This window comes from Rhizobium sp. AG855, assembly GCF_003610655.1.
GTDB classification, from domain to species: domain Bacteria; phylum Pseudomonadota; class Alphaproteobacteria; order Rhizobiales; family Rhizobiaceae; genus Allorhizobium; species Allorhizobium wuzhouense.
In genome coordinates, this window is sequence record NZ_RAQG01000005.1 from 41588 (window position 1) to 57565 (window position 15978).

Consider the following 15978-nt stretch of genomic DNA (forward strand, 5'->3'; position numbering starts at 1 on the left):
TCAGGCGTGATAGGCGGAATCGGGAATATCAGTGATGAACATGTGGCCCGGTGCATGGGTGATGGCAAAGGGCACGCCCGATGCCATGACGGCGGCCTGGGGTGTCACGCCGCAGGCCCAGAAGACCGGCACTTCGCCGGGCTCGATCCGGACGGGATCGCCAAACTCAGGTTTTGCAAGATCTGCGATGCCGAGCTCTTCCGGTGCGCCGACATGCACGGGTGCGCCATGGACAGCCGGAAACCGGCCGGAAATGGTTGCGGCATCCGCCACGCGGGATGCCGGGATCGGCCGCATCGAGACGACCATGTTGCCGTGCAGCCGGCCCGCCGGTCGGCAGGGGCGGTTGGTCAGGTACATGGGCACATTGGACTTGTCGGTGATATGGCGGATTTCGATGCCGGCTTCCACCATCGGCGTCTCGAAGGTGAAGCTGCAACCGATCAGGAAACTGACGAGATCCGGGTGTTCGGCCCACGCTTTGGTCGCATCCGGTGTTTCCTCGGCAAGCTGGCCATCGCGCCAGATCCGGTACAGCGGAAGATCTTTTCGCAGATCGGCGCCCGGCGCCAGAAGTGTGGCATGCGAACCGGGATCGGAGACGTCGAGCACGGGGCAGGCCTTCGGATTGCGCTGCGCATAAAGCAGAAAATCGAAGGCCCAGTCACGGGGAAGCACGATCATATTGGCCTGGGTGAAACCCGGCGCCACGCCCGACGTTGGGGCAACCTCGCCGGCACGATAGCTTTCGCGGGCAAGGCGGGCCGGTGTGGCGTCGACATGACGGAGGTGGTCGAGTGCGATCATGACTATGCTCCAGACGATGTTCGGGCGATGGTGTCAGGCTTTCAGGAAGGAGCGGACCGCGATTCCATCGGTCTCGAAAGCGCGGCGGATTTCGCGGGCAATGGCAACGGCGCCTGGGCTATCGCCATGCACGCAGATCGATTGCGCATCGACCTTGATGGTCGACCCATCGATTGCCTCCAGCGTGCCTTCGCGGGCGAGCTGCAGCATGCGTCGGGCAATGAGGTCAGGATCATGCAGAACGGACCCGGCCTCGCGGCGCGAGACCAGTTCTCCTTCAGGCGTATAGGCCCGGTCGGCAAAGGCTTCCGCGACGGTTTTTAGACCGGATTTTTGTGCAAGCGCGAGGATCGGGGCGCCGGCAAGGCCCATCAGCACCAGGTTTGGATCGATGGCCTTTATGCCGTCGATGACGGCCTGGCCCTGCTTCGGATCATGGGCGATGCGGTTGTAGAGCGCGCCATGCGGCTTGACATAGCCGACGGTGACGCCGGCGGCAGCCGCCACGCCCTTGATCGCGCCGATCTGGTAGATGACGTCGGCGGTGAGTTCCGCCGAGGTCACATCCATGTCGCGCCGGCCGAAGCCGACGCGATCGGGATAGGAGACATGCGCACCAATCGAGACACCCTGTTTGGCCGCCGCTTGCACGGTCTTCAGGATGCCGAGCGGATCGCCGGCATGAAAACCGCAGGCGACATTGGCGCTGGAGACGATCGAAAGCATGGCTTCGTCGTCGCCCATGGCCCACGCGCCGTAGCTCTCGCCAAGGTCGCTGTTGAGATCGATGGCAGTCATGTCTTCCTCCCTCGTTTGGGTTAGCCTTGCCGATCAGGCGCCGGTCAGAAGGGCAAAGATCGGACCGATCGACTTGTAGCCCATGTACCAGGTCAGCGCACAAGTAAGCACCCCGAGCACCAGCAGCCAGCGCGGGTACCGATAGCCACCCATCAGGTCAGAGCGCGCCCAGGCGGCATAGATGAAGATCGAGAGGCCGATCGGAAGGATGAGACCGTTGAGGCCACCAACGAAGACCAGCATCTGAGCCGGCGGGGTGGTGATGACGACGTAGAAGAACAGCGAGACGGCGATGAAAATCACGGTCGCGATGTTGCGGGCGCGTTCGCTGATGTCCTGCTTGAACACGGTGATGAAGGACACAGAGGTATAGGCGGCCCCGATCACCGAGGTGATGGCGGCGAACCAGAGCACGGCGCCGAAGATGCGATAGCCAACGTCGCCTGCGGCTGCCTGGAAGGCCTGGGCGGCCGGGTTTGCACCCTTGCCCGAGATATCGATGACAACACCGGAGGCGACCACGCCGAGGATGGCGAGGAAGAGCACGTAGCGCATCAGGCCGGTCACCGCGATGCCGGTCAGCGCCGCGCGGTTGACGGCACCGAGGTTTTCGATGCCGACGGTGCCCTTGTCGAGCAGGCGATGGGCGCCGGAATAGGTGATGTAGCCTCCGACCGTGCCGCCGACGATGGTGGTGATCGTGGCGAAATCGATGGTGGAAGGCAGGAAGGTCTGGAACAGGGCGTCACCGACCGGCGGCTGCGAGACGATCGCCACATAAAACGTCAGCAGGATCATCGCGATACCGGCAACGACGATCAGGCGGTCTACGGCCAAGCCAGCGCGTTTGGAGGTGAAGATGCCGATTGCGATCAGGGCGCTGATCGCGCCGCCCCATTTGGGGTCCATGCCCAGCATGGCATTGAGGCCGAGACCTGAGCCACCGATATTGCCGATGTTGAAGAACAGCCCGCCGATGATCACGAGCACGGCGAGGACATAACCTGTGCCGGGGATCGCGGCATTGGCTATGTCGGATGCCCGCATCTTCGTCAGCGTCACGATCCTCCAGATGTTCAGCTGGACGACGAAGTCGATCAGGATCGAGGCGAGGATGGCAAAGGCGAAGGCTGAGCCGAGTTTCGTCGTGAAGGTTGCGGTCTGCGTGATGAAGCCTGGTCCAATGGCGGACGTCGCCATCAGGAAGATGGCGGCGACGAGAGCCGCTCGTCGCGATTTGACGGACATGCCGCCCGGTCCGGCGCTCACCGGCGCTGTCGAATTCTGTTCCATGTTACCCTCTCCGTGGATCTTGCACCGGTTGCTCCGGCAGACTTGATGATCGACTGGCCTCAGCGTCGCCGCGTTTCACAATTCTGTCAAGATTGTTCAACGATAATTCTTTATCGTTCTACTATAGTGATGAAATGTTGAGCAAAATGTCGGAATTCTGGACGCCTTCGACCTTGTTTCGGACATTTTTTGATCCTGTCACGCCCTGCAGTTGCCGCCAGTCGGGCTTTGGACAATAAGGCAGACGCGCCTTTTGACATTTGATGCGTTGGCAGGGCGGCGCAGAACACAGCTTGTCGGAACGCCTGGCGGGCGGCGATCGACAGGGGCCTGGGCAACGGCCGGAATGGGAACAGGAATGGCAGAAGCGGACACGACGGCGGCACTTGCGCCGAGACTTGCGGAGGAGATTCGCGACAAGCTGATCCGCGGCGAGTTGAAGCCGGGTCAGCGGCTGTCGGAGGCGGCGCTGAGCGCCGACCTCGACGTGTCGCGCAATTCACTGCGCGAGGCCTTCCGTTTGCTCACCAAGGAAGGCCTGCTGCGTCACGAGCCCAATCGCGGGGTTTTTGTCGCCACGCCGAGCATGGCCTCGATCATCGACATCTACCGCGTGCGCCGCATCATCGAGTGCCGGGCGCTGGCGGATGCCTATCCCAATCATCCGGCTGCCATGCGCATGCGGGCCGCCGTGGACCGGGCCCGCATCGCACGACAGGCAGGAGACTGGGGGACTGTCGGCAGCGAGAACATGAAGTTCCATTCGGCTATCGTCGAGCTTGCAGACAGCAGCCGACTGAGTGCCTTTTATGCCCAGATCGCCGCAGAACTGCGCTTGAGCTTCGGACTGCTCGATGATCCGGAATTGCTGCACGCACCCTATGTCGAACTCAACGCGTCGATCCTCGATCTATTGGAAACCGGGCATCCGAAAGAGGCGGCGGCGGCGCTTGAAGCCTATCTTGCCCAGTCTGAGCGGACCGTCCTCGCGGCTTTTTCCCGCATGGCGACCTGAAGGTACTTAAGGGCGCAACTGCGTCTCGAGCATCGCGTTTACGTCCGCTATGTCGCTGGAGATCCGGATTCCGCCATGGTTGCGGCTTCCTTGAAACGTGCCTCGAATTCCAGGCGAAGCGCGCGGCGGATGTCGGCGGCGCGCTGGCGGCGTTTACGCACTTCCGTCTTGGCTTCATAGGGTGGCACCGCAGTGGGGCGTCCCTCGGCATCCACGGCGACCATGGTAAAATAACAGGAATTCGTGTGCCGGCGCTCGCCGGTGCGAATGTTCTCTGCTTCGACCCGAATGCCGATTTCCATCGAGGTGCGGCCTGCGTGATTGATCGAGGCTCGGAACGTCACGAGTTCGCCGACATGGATGGGCTGGCGGAAGACCACCTGGTCGACCGAAAGGGTCACGGCATATTGTTGAGAGTAACGCGAAGCGCAGGAATAGGCGACGCGGTCGAGCAGGTTCAACAAGGCACCGCCATGCACCTTGCCGGAAAAGTTTGCCATGTCGGGTGTCATCAACACCACCATTTCCAGCTGGCTCGTGTCATGCGTCTGTTCCATCGGTGGCCTTTCAAGCGCTTTGGTGTGTTCCGGGACAGGCTAGCGGCGGCGAGGGACTTTTCCTAGCCCAATGGCTGGTCGGCTCTCTCCCGCGGTGTGTCATGCGCGATGACTGCGGTGTCTCAGCGCCTGATCTGCGGCTTCGGCGATCCATCCCCAGAAGGCGAGGTGAAAGCTGCGCACATCGGAAAGCATGCGAGGGGTAAGGGCCACGCGGTGCGAATGGCGGTTCTGCAGGACAAGCCCTTCCGCTTCGGCCGCATTGATGACGTTGCGCAGGTGGGAATGGGAAATGCCGAGTTGGCTCGCCAGATATCGGGATTCAAGCGCGAACCAGCGATCGCCGTCGAGGTCATTGCTGCTGTAGTGCGCGCGCAGCAGGGCAAGCGCCATGCGGTCGCCGCAGTCAAATTCATCGAACCATGCCCATGCGCCGGGCTGCTTCAGCGCAGACCGCGTGCGCTCCAGGATCGGACGTGCCGAGGCAATGAAGGCGACGGCGAAATCCTCGTCCGCGCGCAGGCGTCGGGCATTGCCATCTGGCAGAAGACCCGCAACCTCGGCGCAGGTCATGTGATGAGAGAGCCACGTCGTCAGACCGTCAATCAGCGGTGTCTTTGCCGCCAGAAGCTTGGCGCGCCTGTCGTCTGCGTTCGGGATCGTCTCGACGAAACCTGCGACTTTCAGCAGGGCGAAAAACGCCGATAGTGTGCGGGACGCGCCCATTTCCTCTTGGATCTGCGTCAGCGTCGGCCGGGCGGCAAGGCCCAGCTCTGCCTCGCAATGCATGACAGCCAAGAGACCGGCCGCATGAGATTGGAGATTGCGTCCGAAGATCTTGTTCACCAGCCGCTCGCCGAGATGCATCGGCAGAATGCTGGTGGTGCAATGGCGGATTGCCTCCTCATAGGCTTGGTCCGTCAGTCTCGCCCGCAATGCATCCATGGCCGTTCTCTGTCCCGCTCGCTCCGCCTCTTTGTAGCATGATGAGACGGTTTCCGCTGTGACGGTCGACAGGATACCGCCACGAATACAAGTTCTGAGGTCCCTGTTGCAGTGAGGCAACTTGTGGGTTGCCTATACCGATCTTTAACAGGCCCTTGAGATAGTGCCGCCGATCAGACTTGGCGCACCAGAACGGAAGGCCCATGATGACCTCCCTTGCAACAACGGCTTCTGCCGATGTCTCGACGCGTTTTGCAGCCCGTCGCCATGATGACTTGACGGCACTGGAACACCATTGGCGCCAGCTCGAAACCACCGGCACGCTGTCGGCATTCCAGCGCTTCGACTGGCTGAAGGCAATCGATGCCCATCTTGTGCGTCCTCGCGGTGACCATGCCTTCGTCATCGAGGTCAACGACAAGGTCTCCGGTGACGGACTCATGCTGCTGCCCCTCGTTCTCAAGAAGGGGCGGATCCACAATCGCATCGAATTTCTCGGTTCCGAAGTCAGCGACATCAGCGCGGCAATTCTGTCTCCCGGCTATGAAATGCCGGGGGAGGCAGGGGCACTCCTTTGGCAGGCGATTGCCACTGCATTGCCGACGGCAGATCTGGTGCAGATCGGTCAGATTACCCAGACTGTCCAGGGGCGGCCCAATCCGCTCGCGAGCCTGCCGGGGCTGACGCTCTCGCCGAAAAAGAGTTTCGATGTCGCCATGGAAGGGGACCCGGAGACAGTTGTCGACCGTCTGGTGAACAATCAGACGCGGCGGATCCTCAAGACGTCGGCACGGCGAATGGCCGAGCGCGGTGTGGTAAGATTTCTGGCGGCGACGACACAGGACGACGTAAACACCTTGCTGCGCGTCATGGTCGAGCAGCGCTTTGCGCGTTTTCGTGAACTCGGACGCTTCGATCACCTGACGGAGCGGGGCGTCGAGGAATGTTACCGAACGGCCGCCCTTGCAAGCCTCGACGGACGCGGGCCGGCTCAGGTCTTTGGCCTTGCCGTCGACGATATCTGGATCGCCACGACCTATACGCTCATCCACGGGAACACCATTCACCTGACGATCGTGACGATGGCCGGGGGCGAGTGGCAGCCCTGTTCACCCGGCATGGCTATTCTGGCCCGCTATATGCGCTGGGCTCGGGAAAAGGGGCTGACCGTGATGGATTTCTCGGTTGGGGACATGGCCTACAAGAGTGGATTTGGCGGTCAGGCGCGCGATCTCTACAGTCTCTCTGTGCCACTGACGGGGAAGGGAAGTGCGATCAACTTCTCCGAAGGACTGGTGGGCGGGTTGAAGCAGCAGGTGAAGAATAACCCTGCATTGTCTGCATATGCGCGGAGTGCCTTGCGCCAGCTCAGAAATATGCGGCGATAGGGCCTGCTCGCCTCGATTTTTACCAGTAAACGGACCCCTTGCGGCGAGACAAAAAAAGTCACCAATTTTGGCCGATGTTTTCGCTTGCATCGAAGATTGTTATAGACAGCAGCGACCTTGGCAAAGTAGCTCTGGAGGTGATCTGCACACCAAATATGACGTGCAGGTGCAACTGCTGTTTGCTGCCGGAGTTCTGCCTTGCCACTTTATTACATGCATGTGATCGAAGACGGCGAACGTCTCCTCGACGTCGAAGGCACCGAGAGTTCCGACATTGATACGGCGCGAGCCGTCGCTATTCGCGGTATTCGCAGCGTCGTTGCCGAATCCTTCTCCACGGGTGAGCCCTGCAGCATAGCTGCCGTCGAGATTTGTGACGAAGACGGCAACCTGCTGCTTCCTGTGACCGTCGCCGAAGCCGTCGAGACGCCTCTCAAGCGTTTACTTTCGATCGTCCAAACCAGCGCGCAAGGTCCCTCCGAGACCTGAACATGCGATGTCTGACGGCCATGCGTGACTGCGTGTGCCGGAACCCCTCTTCGAATTGAAACAGCCCAGTTTGTGATATCGATCCTTTGACGCTGCGCTTGGAAGCGGTGCAGGGATGACTGTGCCCGAAAGCCGCTACCGAAGTTCATCTGTCACACTGGCGGATGGAACTTTCCGCCCTTGCCCCGATTTGTCTCATCTGCTGCCCCGTTTGCAGGCCTTCGAGCCGTGGCAGCGCAGCCCGCCAGAAACCATGGGGAACCCAGTGAGCATTTCGACCGCCGTAACTTTCACCGTCAATGGCGAGACCCGGTCTCTCGACCTCGACAATCGCACGACCTTGCTGGATGCACTTCGCGAGCACCTGCACCTGACCGGAACCAAGAAAGGCTGCGATCATGGCCAGTGCGGTGCCTGTACGGTCATCGTGCAGGGGCGCCGGATCAACGCGTGTCTGACGCTAGCCGTGATGCACGACGGCGACGACATCACCACAATCGAGGGCCTCGGCCAACCGGACAACCTGCATCAAATGCAAGCCGCATTTGTCAAACATGACGGCTTTCAATGCGGTTATTGCACCCCGGGTCAAATCTGCTCATCCATTGCGGTGCTCGCAGAGATCAAGGCCAATATCCCGAGCCACGTGACGGCAGACCTCGCAGGTCAAGCGGCCGTCACGCCGGACGAAATTCGGGAAAGAATGAGCGGAAATCTCTGTCGATGCGGTGCTTATTCAAACATCCTCGATGCCGTTCTTGAGGTTGCGGGAGCACCGGCATGAGAGAATTCACCTTTGAACGCGCCGCTTCTGTCGAGGCGGCAGCGCAGGCGGCAATTGCCAATCCGGGTAGCAAATTCATCGCCGGGGGCACGAACCTGCTCGACCTGATGAAGCTGCAGATCGAACGACCTTCACATCTGATCGACGTCAACGGCCTCGGATTGGACGAGATCGAAAAGACGGCGGAAGGGGGGCTTCGCATCGGAGCGCTGGTGCGCAACACCGATCTTGCCTCACACGAAATTGTTCGACGAGATTACGGACTTCTGTCGCGGGCCCTCCTGGCAGGTGCCTCCGGCCAGTTGCGCAACAAGGCGACGACGGCAGGTAACCTGCTGCAACGAACCCGTTGCCCATATTTCTATGACACGAACCTGCCCTGCAACAAACGCCAGCCGGGTAGCGGCTGCTCCGCCATCGGCGGCATCACGCGGCAGCTGGCTGTGATCGGTGTCAGTGAGGCGTGCCTTGCAACCCATCCAAGTGACATGGCTGTTGCCATGCGCGCCCTTGATGCCACCATCGAGACGGTTCGGGCAGACGGTTCGAAACGCTCAGTCCCGATCGCCGATTTCCTTTGTCTCCCCGGTGAGACGCCCCATGTTGAGACCGTACTTGAGCGAGGCGAATTCATCGTCTCCGTGACCCTGCCGCCGCCAATCGGGGGTCAGCATATCTATCGCAAGGTCCGTGACCGGGCGTCCTACGCCTTTGCCCTGATTTCCGTCGGTGCCGTGATCCAGCCGGATGGCACCGGACGTGTTGCAATTGGCGGTGTCGCCCCTCGACCATGGCGGGTAGAGCGCGCGGAGCCGGAACTGACCCATGGCGCCCGTGCAGCAACCAGCGCCATTCTGGATGGTGCCCGTCCGACGGAGCAGAACCGGTTCAAGCTCGATCTCGTCCAGCGTACGCTCGGCGCGATGCTTGCAGAGGCAAACGGATAAGATCATGCAATTCGACAAGCCAGCAACCACCAATCCGATCGACCGTCTCAAGGTTGTCGGCAAGCCAATCCACCGCATCGACGGCCCGCTTAAAGTGACGGGCAGCGCAACCTATGCCTACGAATGGCATGATCCCGACCTCGCCTATGTTTATGGCTATCCGGTCGGTGCGGCCATTGCTAAAGGGCACGTCATTTCCATCGACACGCGCTCGGCAAGAAGCGCCACAGGTGTCCTCGGCGTCATCACGACGCTCGACATCGGCGACTTGCCCAAAGGCGAAAAGAACACCGCGAACCTTTTTGGCGGGAGCCGGGTCCAGCACTACCACCAGGCGGTCGCGATCGTGGTAGCCGAGACATTCGAACAGGCCCGGGCAGCGGCTGCCCTTGTTGAGGTCGTGTATGCGGCAGAGCCTGGGGCTTTTGATCTGCGGGCCGCAATGCCGAATGCGAGGACGCCCGAGCCTTCGACCGAACCGGACAGTGCCTTCGGCAATTTCGAGGCTGCCTTCAAAACGGCACCCGTCACGTTGGACGCCGAATACACAACGCCAGACCAGTCGCATTCGATGATCGAGCCGCATGCTTCCATCGCGGTCTGGGATGATGACGCCGTGACCGTCTGGACCTCCAGCCAGATGATCGACTGGTGGCGCAGCGATCTGGCGATCACTCTGGGGATCGACAAGGAGAAGGTACGCCTGATGTCTCCCTTCATCGGTGGAGGATTTGGCGGCAAGCTCTTTCTGCGGGCCGACGCGCTTCTCGCCGCGCTCGCATCAAGGGAGATCGGACGACCCGTCAAAGTGGCGCTCCCACGTCCGATGATGCCGAACAATACAACCCATCGCCCAGCGACGATCCAGCGCATCCGTATCGGAGCTGAAGCTGACGGAAAGATTTCCGCAATCGGTCACGAAAGCTGGTCCGGCGATCTGCCTGGCGGTGGACCGGAGGTGGCGGTCATGCAGACGCGCCTTCTCTACGCCGGGGCCAATCGAATGACATCGATGAAGCTTGCGACGATGGACCTACCGGAAGGCAATGCGATGCGTGCACCCGGCGAGGCCCCAGGTTTGATGGCCCTTGAGATCGCGATCGACGAGATGGCGGAGAAGCTGGGCATGGACCCGGTGGCGTTCCGGATCGCCAACGATACCCAGGTCGACCCTGAGCATCCAGAGCGGCCATTCTCCTATCGTGACCTGGTCGGCTGTCTTGAGAAAGGTGCAAGTGTGTTCGGATGGGACAAGCGCCAGGCTCCAGGCATGCGCCGTGAAGGCAACTGGATGATCGGGATGGGCGTTGCTGCCGCATTTCGCAACAACCTCGTTGTGTCGTCTGGCGCGCGGATACGATTGGACAGTCGTGGGATCGTGACTGTCGAGACGGACATGACGGATATCGGGACCGGCAGTTATACGATCATCGCGCAGACGGCAGCCGAAATGATGGGTCTCGATGTCGACAAGGTCGAGGTGAAGCTTGGCGACTCCCGATTCCCGGTTTCGGCAGGCTCTGGTGGCCAGTTCGGCGCAAATTCCGCGACTTCAGGCGTCTATGCGGCCTTTGTGAAACTGCGCGAAGCAGTGGCCAGCAAGCTTGGTTTCAATTCCACCGATGCCATTTTCGAAAACGGCGAAGTGCGTTCCGGCAATCGCGCCGTCCCATTGTCCGAAGCTGCAGGGGCCGACGGCCTTGTCGGAGAGGATAAGATGGAATGGGGGGATCTGACCGAAACCCATCAACAATCGACCTTCGGTGCGCACTTCGTGGAGGTGGGCGTCGATGTTGTCACAGGCGAGACCCGAATCCGTCGCATGCTTGCCGTCTGTGCGGCGGGGCGCATCCTGAACCCTATCACGGCGCGCAGCCAGGTGATCGGCGCGATGACCATGGGTGTGGGCGCGGCATTGTGCGAGGAACTCTCGGTCGACACGCGCTATGGCGTCTTCGTCAACCACGATCTGGCCCTTTATGAAGTTCCTGTCCATGCGGACATTCCGCGTCAGGATGTGATCTTCATGGACGAGACGGACCCTTACTCGTCTCCGATGAAAGCCAAGGGTGTCGGGGAGCTTGGTTTGTGTGGTGTTTCGGCGGCAATCGCCAATGCGATCCACAACGCGACAGGCGTTCGGGTCCGGAACTATCCGATCACGCTCGACAAGCTCATCGGCGCGCTGCCCGAGATTGCCTGAGACGCCGGATGGTATGGAAGAAGGCGGCTCCGGTGGGCCGCCTTCTTGATCCATCTCTAGATCAGAACTCGATCTTGTAGGATACACCGGCCGCGACAGCCCAGTCGGCGCTGGCTTCGGCATCGTAGGTCGCGCCTTTCGATGCGCTTTGCGAGCCGGCCGTCAGATAGGTGACAGCGGCGCCAACTCCAATGGTACCGACAGTTGCCTTGTATTGTGCGCCCAGACCGAGCGTCCAGCTGTCTGTGGTGATGTCGGCGCCCGTTCCGACACCTTCATCCCAGGTTATATTGACCGTGCCTGAAAGCTTGTCATTGAACTCATGCCCGACGCCCAGCTGAACGGTATAGCCATCGGTATAGTTAAACACCTTGTTCGATGTGCCGAGACCGGTCACCGTGTAGTTGAAGTTGGGAAGGACGCTCCAATCGGTCCAGGCGATGGACCCGTAGGCGAGCCAACCGGGTGCAATGCCTGTCTGGGCGTAGAGCTTGACGGATTGCGGCAGGGTGCCAGCGCCGTTGGCCGGCAGCGTGCCCGGAATACCGAGCCCGAGGCCGTCCGCAGACGCCGTGAAGGTTCCGTCGCCTTCGTGCTTGATCTGCGAACGATACATCAACTGCACACGCAGGGCGTATTCGGGGATGTCGTAAGCAAGGCCCAGGCGATAGCCCAGTTTGCCGTCATCTTTCAGTCGGACATTGCCGATAAATGTGTCTTCGGCATATTCGAAGGTCTCGACGAATGCGCCGCCGATCATATGGAGGCGACCAGGCCCTGCGTCGAAGCGCATATCACAGGTCGCGCCGAATTCTTCGGACGAGAATTTCATTTTCGATGTCGGATTGGCGTCTATGCCATTGGCCACCGCAGTCTGGTATTCGGCCAACTGTGCAGCGGCACTGTAGGTCGCAGAAGCGCCGAAGGGCTTGGTATAGGTCAGCGCGCAGGAGAAATCCTCGCCGATCCGCATGCCGAGCGCGATGTTGGGAATCCGGAACTCGTCGGAATAGGAGTCCTCGTCAACGGGCTGGCCCATCAGGCTGGAATAGCTGCGGTCGGGTGACACATAGACATATGACGCTTCCGCTCCGAAGCGGGCTTCATTGAAGAGCATGTCCGTATTGGCTTCGCCGCGCGAGAAGCCACCGGCCATAGCCGGCATGGCAATCAGGCTGCTGACGCCAAGCGTCAGCAACAAGGCGCGCCGGCGCCCCACCATCATCAATTTCATCTGTCGTGTTCCCATCTTTTATAGTGGTGGTGACCACGCAGTCGCGACGCCATTCATGGCATGCCGGCTTTTCCCCGAACCGACCTGCGACGCCCCTCCGCGCTCAACATGTCCAGAATATGGGCAGCCGGCGAGCCATCAATGTGGGAACGGGACAAATTGGGATCATTTGCGGCCATTCATGCAACGCAACCGTGCTCAGCCGACAGTGGGCGGACATGCGGACAGAAACCAATCCTGCGTTGCGAGAGAGGTCTCAGGCTTTGGGCATCGATTGGAGATGCGCCCAGGAGCGGTAATGGTCGGCAATGGTTGTGGCAAAGGGGCGGTAGACAATGCCGAGTTCGTCACGGCTGCGGCGGTTGTCCAGCGCAAAACGGATGCCGAGATGGTTGGTCATGTAAGACTGCGTCAGCCCGAAGAGCGGGCCGACGAGACGGACCACGGCGTTCGGGATCTGCCACGTCGGCAGGAGATAGGGTCTTGAATGGAAACGCCTTGCAACTGCTGCGATCTCAAGAAAGGTTCGGGTGTGGTCCTCCGAGACGATGTAGCGGCCTTTGGCCGCCGGATTTTCGGCCGCACGAACATGGGCGGCTGCCACGTCCCGCACGTCGACGCAGGCGAGGCTCAGATCCGGCATGCCATAGAAGAAATAGCCCTTGAACATCTCGTCGAGCAGAAACAGAGAGCCCGATTCCGACGCAGGCGTCAGCGACGGGCCGAGGATCATGCCGGGATTGATGGTGACGAGGCTCCAACGCTCTTGTTCGCTGGCCTTGGCCCAAGCCGCCTTTTCGGCGAGCACCTTCGAGTAGTGATAGGGATTGTTGCGCACATTGCTGGACGTGTTGAAGTAGTCCTCCGCGACGGTGTTGTTTTTCATCCGTCGTACATCGGCATAATCGCCAAAAATAGCCCCGATCGTCGAGGTCATGACGACGCGCCGAACGCTCTTGGTCCGTTGAACGCTCGCCAGCACGTTATGTGTGCCGCGCAGCGCAGGCTCGACCATTTCGCGCTGACCGTCCTTGATCTTCTCGGGCAGCTTGAACGGAGAGGCAACATGGAAGACGACTTCGCAGCCGCTCATCGCGTCATCGAAAGAGCCTTCCTTCAGCAAGTCGGCCTCGAACAGGCGAAGGCGACCGGGAAACCGAGATGCCATCTCGGTCAGCGGCTGGATCTTCGCCCTGTTTTCAAGACTTCTGATCGTGGCATGGACCATGGTGCCAGCCTCGAGCAACTGAAGGATCAGATGGCTGGCGACGAAGCCGCTTCCGCCTGTGACGAGCACCTTGTCTTGCATGTGAACACCTGTTCCGTTTGCGTGGCGTGACGTTGCTTCCTTGGTGGGATAGGGCGGGCGGTTCGACCCGCCCGACGTCAGTATCCGGCCTTTAGAATGGATCTCTCCCCCCGCAGGTGCCGAGCTGCAGCCTCTTTCTGGTCCTTTCGCAGACGGCCGTTGGCGATGAAACGGATCAGCCAGGGGATGCGCTTCACCTCCGCGCCGGTGCTTTGCGCCAGCACGTAGCATTCGGCGCATTTTTCCAGGATCTCGATGTTGAGCAGCAGCCGCTCAAGTCCCATGCCGAAGCAGAGCACGAGATCATCGAGGCAATAGGCGTTGGCGCCACTCGACAGGGCAGGCATCGGTGCCGTCTCGCTCGACGACATGCCGATCCGTCTGGCCTCGATCCCCAGATGGCGGATCTGTTCGTCAAAAACCCCGGGCATCGACAGGTCGATGCGCGAAAGCCACGAGGTCCAGGTCGGACGACCGGCGGCTATCGCGCCGACATCCGGTCGTGCGCGGTAGATCCGGTGATGCAGGTCTGCGGGGGTATCGGAGAGCCTGACCCACTCGAAATCTGCGGGCACGTCGTTGCGCGCGGTGATCATGACCTTCACGAAGGCATTGAGCTCCGGGATGCGCTGGGACAGCTGGTCGCCGGGCTTCAAGAGGCCCTTGCCCGACAAGCGGGCTGCTGCAAGCCCCAGTTGGTGCTCGACAGCAGATGTTGGGGGTTGGAATATCGACATCGTCGTCTCAGATCAGACCGAAAACCGCGTCGAAGCGGTTGAGCGCATCGTCGATCACCTCGTCAGTATCGGCCATGCTCGTGTAGATGCGGCTCCCCGCCAGTGTCAGCAGGCCATGTGCCATGTAGGCCGCGCCCATTTCCTCCATCAGATGTTTGCGGGCATTGGCCTCCCGCATCAGCTTGATGGGGTTGCGCATGCTCATCAGCAACACCGCCGATGTCTGGAGATGCACGATCGATCCCATGTTGTAGACCACGTAGGGCAGGCCGCGGCGGGTCATGATTTCCTTGAGGCCGCGTGTCAGCCGGTCGCCTGCACGCCCGGCGATGACAGGAGCGTTGGTCCGTGCCATCTCCTCGATGGCGTAGTACCCGGCCACGCAGGAGAGCGGGTTGGCCGACAGGGTGCCGCCCACAAAAGCGCGCTTGCTCGATGTGCCAATGCCACCCACAAGCGACATCATCACCTCCTTGCGTCCGCCAATGCCTCCTGCCATCAGATAGCCGCCGGTCAGGCATTTTCCAAAGACGGTGATGTCGGGATTGACGTTGAAATAGCCCTGGGCACCGCCCATGCCGACGCGGAAGCCGGTGACGACTTCGTCGAAGATCAGCAGAGCGCCGAACTCGTCGCACAGCTTGCGAACTTCCCTGTTGTATTCCGGCGTCACCGGACGCGTCCCGCTTTCCGGGCCGAGCGGCTCCACGATCACGGCGGCCGTACCGCCCCGGATGCGGTTGAGCATGAGCTTGCGACGAAGCGTGCCGAGTTCGTTGGGGAAGACCTCCTGGGTGTGGCCGGTCACGCCCTTTGGAATGCCGGTCGCCTCGCGCCGACCAGTGCCGGGCACGCGCATGCCGTAGACCATCTGGTCGCTCCAGCCATGATAGTCACCACCCACCTTGATGACCCATTTCTTTCCAGTATAGACGCGCGCCAGGCGGATCGCGCCCATGCAGGCTTCGGTACCGGAGCCCAGCATGCGGAACATCTCGATGCCGGGCATGTGCTGGCGGATGATTTCGGCGAGCTTGAATTCGTATTCGTGCAGCAAACCGGTAACCGGTCCGCAGTCATCGATGATTTCGTGCGCCTTCTGCCGCACCGGCAGGTAGTTGGAGCCGAGCACGGTCGGACCGCCTGCCTGCAGGAAGTCGATATAGCGGTTGCCGTCGGCATCCCACATATAAGGTCCATCGACTTTCGTGGCGGCAATCGCGAATGGGTAATTGAAGGCGAGGTTGTGCTGGACGCCACCGGGAATGACCTCTGCCGCGCGTTTGGCCCATGCCTTCGAGGTCGTGCATTTCTCCTCGAAGTAATTCAGCACCTTGGGCATGTTGGCGGCCGAGATGCCCTTGGGTGGCTGCTTCAGAAGCACGTTGAGCCGGTCCATGAGGTCGCGATTATCAGGCCAGGAACTGATGGCGTAGGATGCGGGGTCGGCGGTTCGGGTTGCCATGTTCATG

The 15978-nt window shown here is 60.8% G+C and carries 15 protein-coding genes; 6 read left to right on the forward strand and 9 right to left on the reverse strand.

What is annotated here, in order from left to right:
* From DFO46_RS19450 to DFO46_RS19460, 3 genes are read right to left on the reverse strand one after another with little or no spacing between them, the layout of a single operon-like run.
* Window positions 1-807, reverse strand: a complete 807-nt coding sequence (locus tag DFO46_RS19450) for a putative hydro-lyase (protein WP_120278665.1) — start codon at window positions 805-807, stop codon at window positions 1-3.
* A 33-nt stretch (window positions 808-840) separates the two neighbouring features.
* Window positions 841-1605, reverse strand: coding sequence for a 5-oxoprolinase subunit PxpA (locus tag DFO46_RS19455; RefSeq protein WP_120278666.1), 765 nt, complete (start codon window positions 1603-1605; stop codon window positions 841-843).
* Between the two features lie 33 nt (window positions 1606-1638).
* A complete protein-coding gene (locus tag DFO46_RS19460; RefSeq protein ID WP_120278667.1) occupies window positions 1639-2898 on the reverse strand; it encodes an NRAMP family divalent metal transporter in 1260 nt (419 codons plus the stop codon).
* Between the two features lie 358 nt (window positions 2899-3256).
* Between DFO46_RS19460 and DFO46_RS19465 the strand changes: the two genes are divergently transcribed.
* Window positions 3257-3913, forward strand: coding sequence for a GntR family transcriptional regulator (locus DFO46_RS19465; protein ID WP_120278669.1), 657 nt, complete (start codon window positions 3257-3259; stop codon window positions 3911-3913).
* 47 nt (window positions 3914-3960) lie between these two features.
* Here DFO46_RS19465 and DFO46_RS19470 read toward each other — a convergent pair whose 3' ends face one another.
* Entirely contained in the window at window positions 3961-4470 is a 510-nt protein-coding gene (locus tag DFO46_RS19470) for an acyl-CoA thioesterase (protein ID WP_110794026.1), read from the reverse strand.
* Window positions 4471-4569: 99 nt separating this feature from the next.
* Window positions 4570-5415, reverse strand: a complete 846-nt coding sequence (locus DFO46_RS19475) for a hypothetical protein (RefSeq protein WP_110794027.1) — start codon at window positions 5413-5415, stop codon at window positions 4570-4572.
* Window positions 5416-5618: 203 nt separating this feature from the next.
* Between DFO46_RS19475 and DFO46_RS19480 the strand changes: the two genes are divergently transcribed.
* The 5 genes from DFO46_RS19480 (at window position 5619) to paoC (ending at window position 11226) form a co-directional block, all read left to right on the forward strand.
* Entirely contained in the window at window positions 5619-6803 is a 1185-nt protein-coding gene (locus tag DFO46_RS19480; protein ID WP_120278671.1) for a GNAT family N-acetyltransferase, read from the forward strand.
* Window positions 6804-7001: 198 nt separating this feature from the next.
* Complete coding sequence (locus tag DFO46_RS19485) at window positions 7002-7292, forward strand: hypothetical protein (protein ID WP_133253058.1); 291 nt, start codon at window positions 7002-7004, stop codon at window positions 7290-7292.
* Between the two features lie 115 nt (window positions 7293-7407).
* A complete protein-coding gene (gene paoA / locus DFO46_RS19490; protein WP_245422658.1) occupies window positions 7408-8076 on the forward strand; it encodes an aldehyde dehydrogenase iron-sulfur subunit PaoA in 669 nt (222 codons plus the stop codon).
* Window positions 8073-9023 carry a xanthine dehydrogenase family protein subunit M gene (locus DFO46_RS19495; protein WP_120278672.1) on the forward strand — a complete coding sequence of 317 codons (951 nt, stop codon included), beginning with the start codon at window positions 8073-8075 and terminating at the stop codon, window positions 9021-9023. The genes paoA and DFO46_RS19495 overlap by 4 nt, the downstream gene beginning before the upstream one ends.
* Before the next feature lie 4 nt (window positions 9024-9027).
* Window positions 9028-11226, forward strand: coding sequence for an aldehyde oxidoreductase molybdenum-binding subunit PaoC (gene paoC, locus DFO46_RS19500; RefSeq protein ID WP_120278674.1), 2199 nt, complete (start codon window positions 9028-9030; stop codon window positions 11224-11226).
* Between the two features lie 61 nt (window positions 11227-11287).
* Here paoC and DFO46_RS19505 read toward each other — a convergent pair whose 3' ends face one another.
* From DFO46_RS19505 to DFO46_RS19520, 4 genes are all read right to left on the reverse strand, one after another.
* Window positions 11288-12460: an outer membrane protein transport protein gene (locus DFO46_RS19505; RefSeq protein WP_110794032.1), complete on the reverse strand. Its 1173-nt coding sequence runs from the start codon at window positions 12458-12460 to the stop codon at window positions 11288-11290.
* A 256-nt stretch (window positions 12461-12716) separates the two neighbouring features.
* A complete protein-coding gene (locus tag DFO46_RS19510) occupies window positions 12717-13769 on the reverse strand; it encodes an NAD-dependent epimerase/dehydratase family protein (protein WP_120278675.1) in 1053 nt (350 codons plus the stop codon).
* A gap of 77 nt (window positions 13770-13846) precedes the next feature.
* Entirely contained in the window at window positions 13847-14506 is a 660-nt protein-coding gene (locus DFO46_RS19515) for a hypothetical protein (protein ID WP_120278677.1), read from the reverse strand.
* A gap of 7 nt (window positions 14507-14513) precedes the next feature.
* Window positions 14514-15977, reverse strand: coding sequence for an aminotransferase class III-fold pyridoxal phosphate-dependent enzyme (locus DFO46_RS19520; protein ID WP_120278679.1), 1464 nt, complete (start codon window positions 15975-15977; stop codon window positions 14514-14516).
* Between the last annotated feature and the right edge of the window lies 1 nt (window position 15978).

Coding starts and splice junctions, on each gene's coding strand:
- DFO46_RS19450 (WP_120278665.1), bottom strand. CDS start 807: ATGATCGCACTCGACCACCTCCGTCATGTCGACGCCACACCGGCCCGC.
- DFO46_RS19455 (WP_120278666.1), bottom strand. CDS start 1,605: ATGACTGCCATCGATCTCAACAGCGACCTTGGCGAGAGCTACGGCGCG.
- DFO46_RS19460 (WP_120278667.1), bottom strand. CDS start 2,898: ATGGAACAGAATTCGACAGCGCCGGTGAGCGCCGGACCGGGCGGCATG.
- DFO46_RS19465 (WP_120278669.1), top strand. CDS start 3,257: ATGGCAGAAGCGGACACGACGGCGGCACTTGCGCCGAGACTTGCGGAG.
- DFO46_RS19470 (WP_110794026.1), bottom strand. CDS start 4,470: ATGGAACAGACGCATGACACGAGCCAGCTGGAAATGGTGGTGTTGATG.
- DFO46_RS19475 (WP_110794027.1), bottom strand. CDS start 5,415: ATGGATGCATTGCGGGCGAGACTGACGGACCAAGCCTATGAGGAGGCA.
- DFO46_RS19480 (WP_120278671.1), top strand. CDS start 5,619: ATGATGACCTCCCTTGCAACAACGGCTTCTGCCGATGTCTCGACGCGT.
- paoA (WP_245422658.1), top strand. CDS start 7,408: ATGACTGTGCCCGAAAGCCGCTACCGAAGTTCATCTGTCACACTGGCG.
- DFO46_RS19495 (WP_120278672.1), top strand. CDS start 8,073: ATGAGAGAATTCACCTTTGAACGCGCCGCTTCTGTCGAGGCGGCAGCG.
- paoC (WP_120278674.1), top strand. CDS start 9,028: ATGCAATTCGACAAGCCAGCAACCACCAATCCGATCGACCGTCTCAAG.
- DFO46_RS19505 (WP_110794032.1), bottom strand. CDS start 12,460: ATGAAATTGATGATGGTGGGGCGCCGGCGCGCCTTGTTGCTGACGCTT.
- DFO46_RS19510 (WP_120278675.1), bottom strand. CDS start 13,769: ATGCAAGACAAGGTGCTCGTCACAGGCGGAAGCGGCTTCGTCGCCAGC.
- DFO46_RS19515 (WP_120278677.1), bottom strand. CDS start 14,506: ATGTCGATATTCCAACCCCCAACATCTGCTGTCGAGCACCAACTGGGG.
- DFO46_RS19520 (WP_120278679.1), bottom strand. CDS start 15,977: ATGAACATGGCAACCCGAACCGCCGACCCCGCATCCTACGCCATCAGT.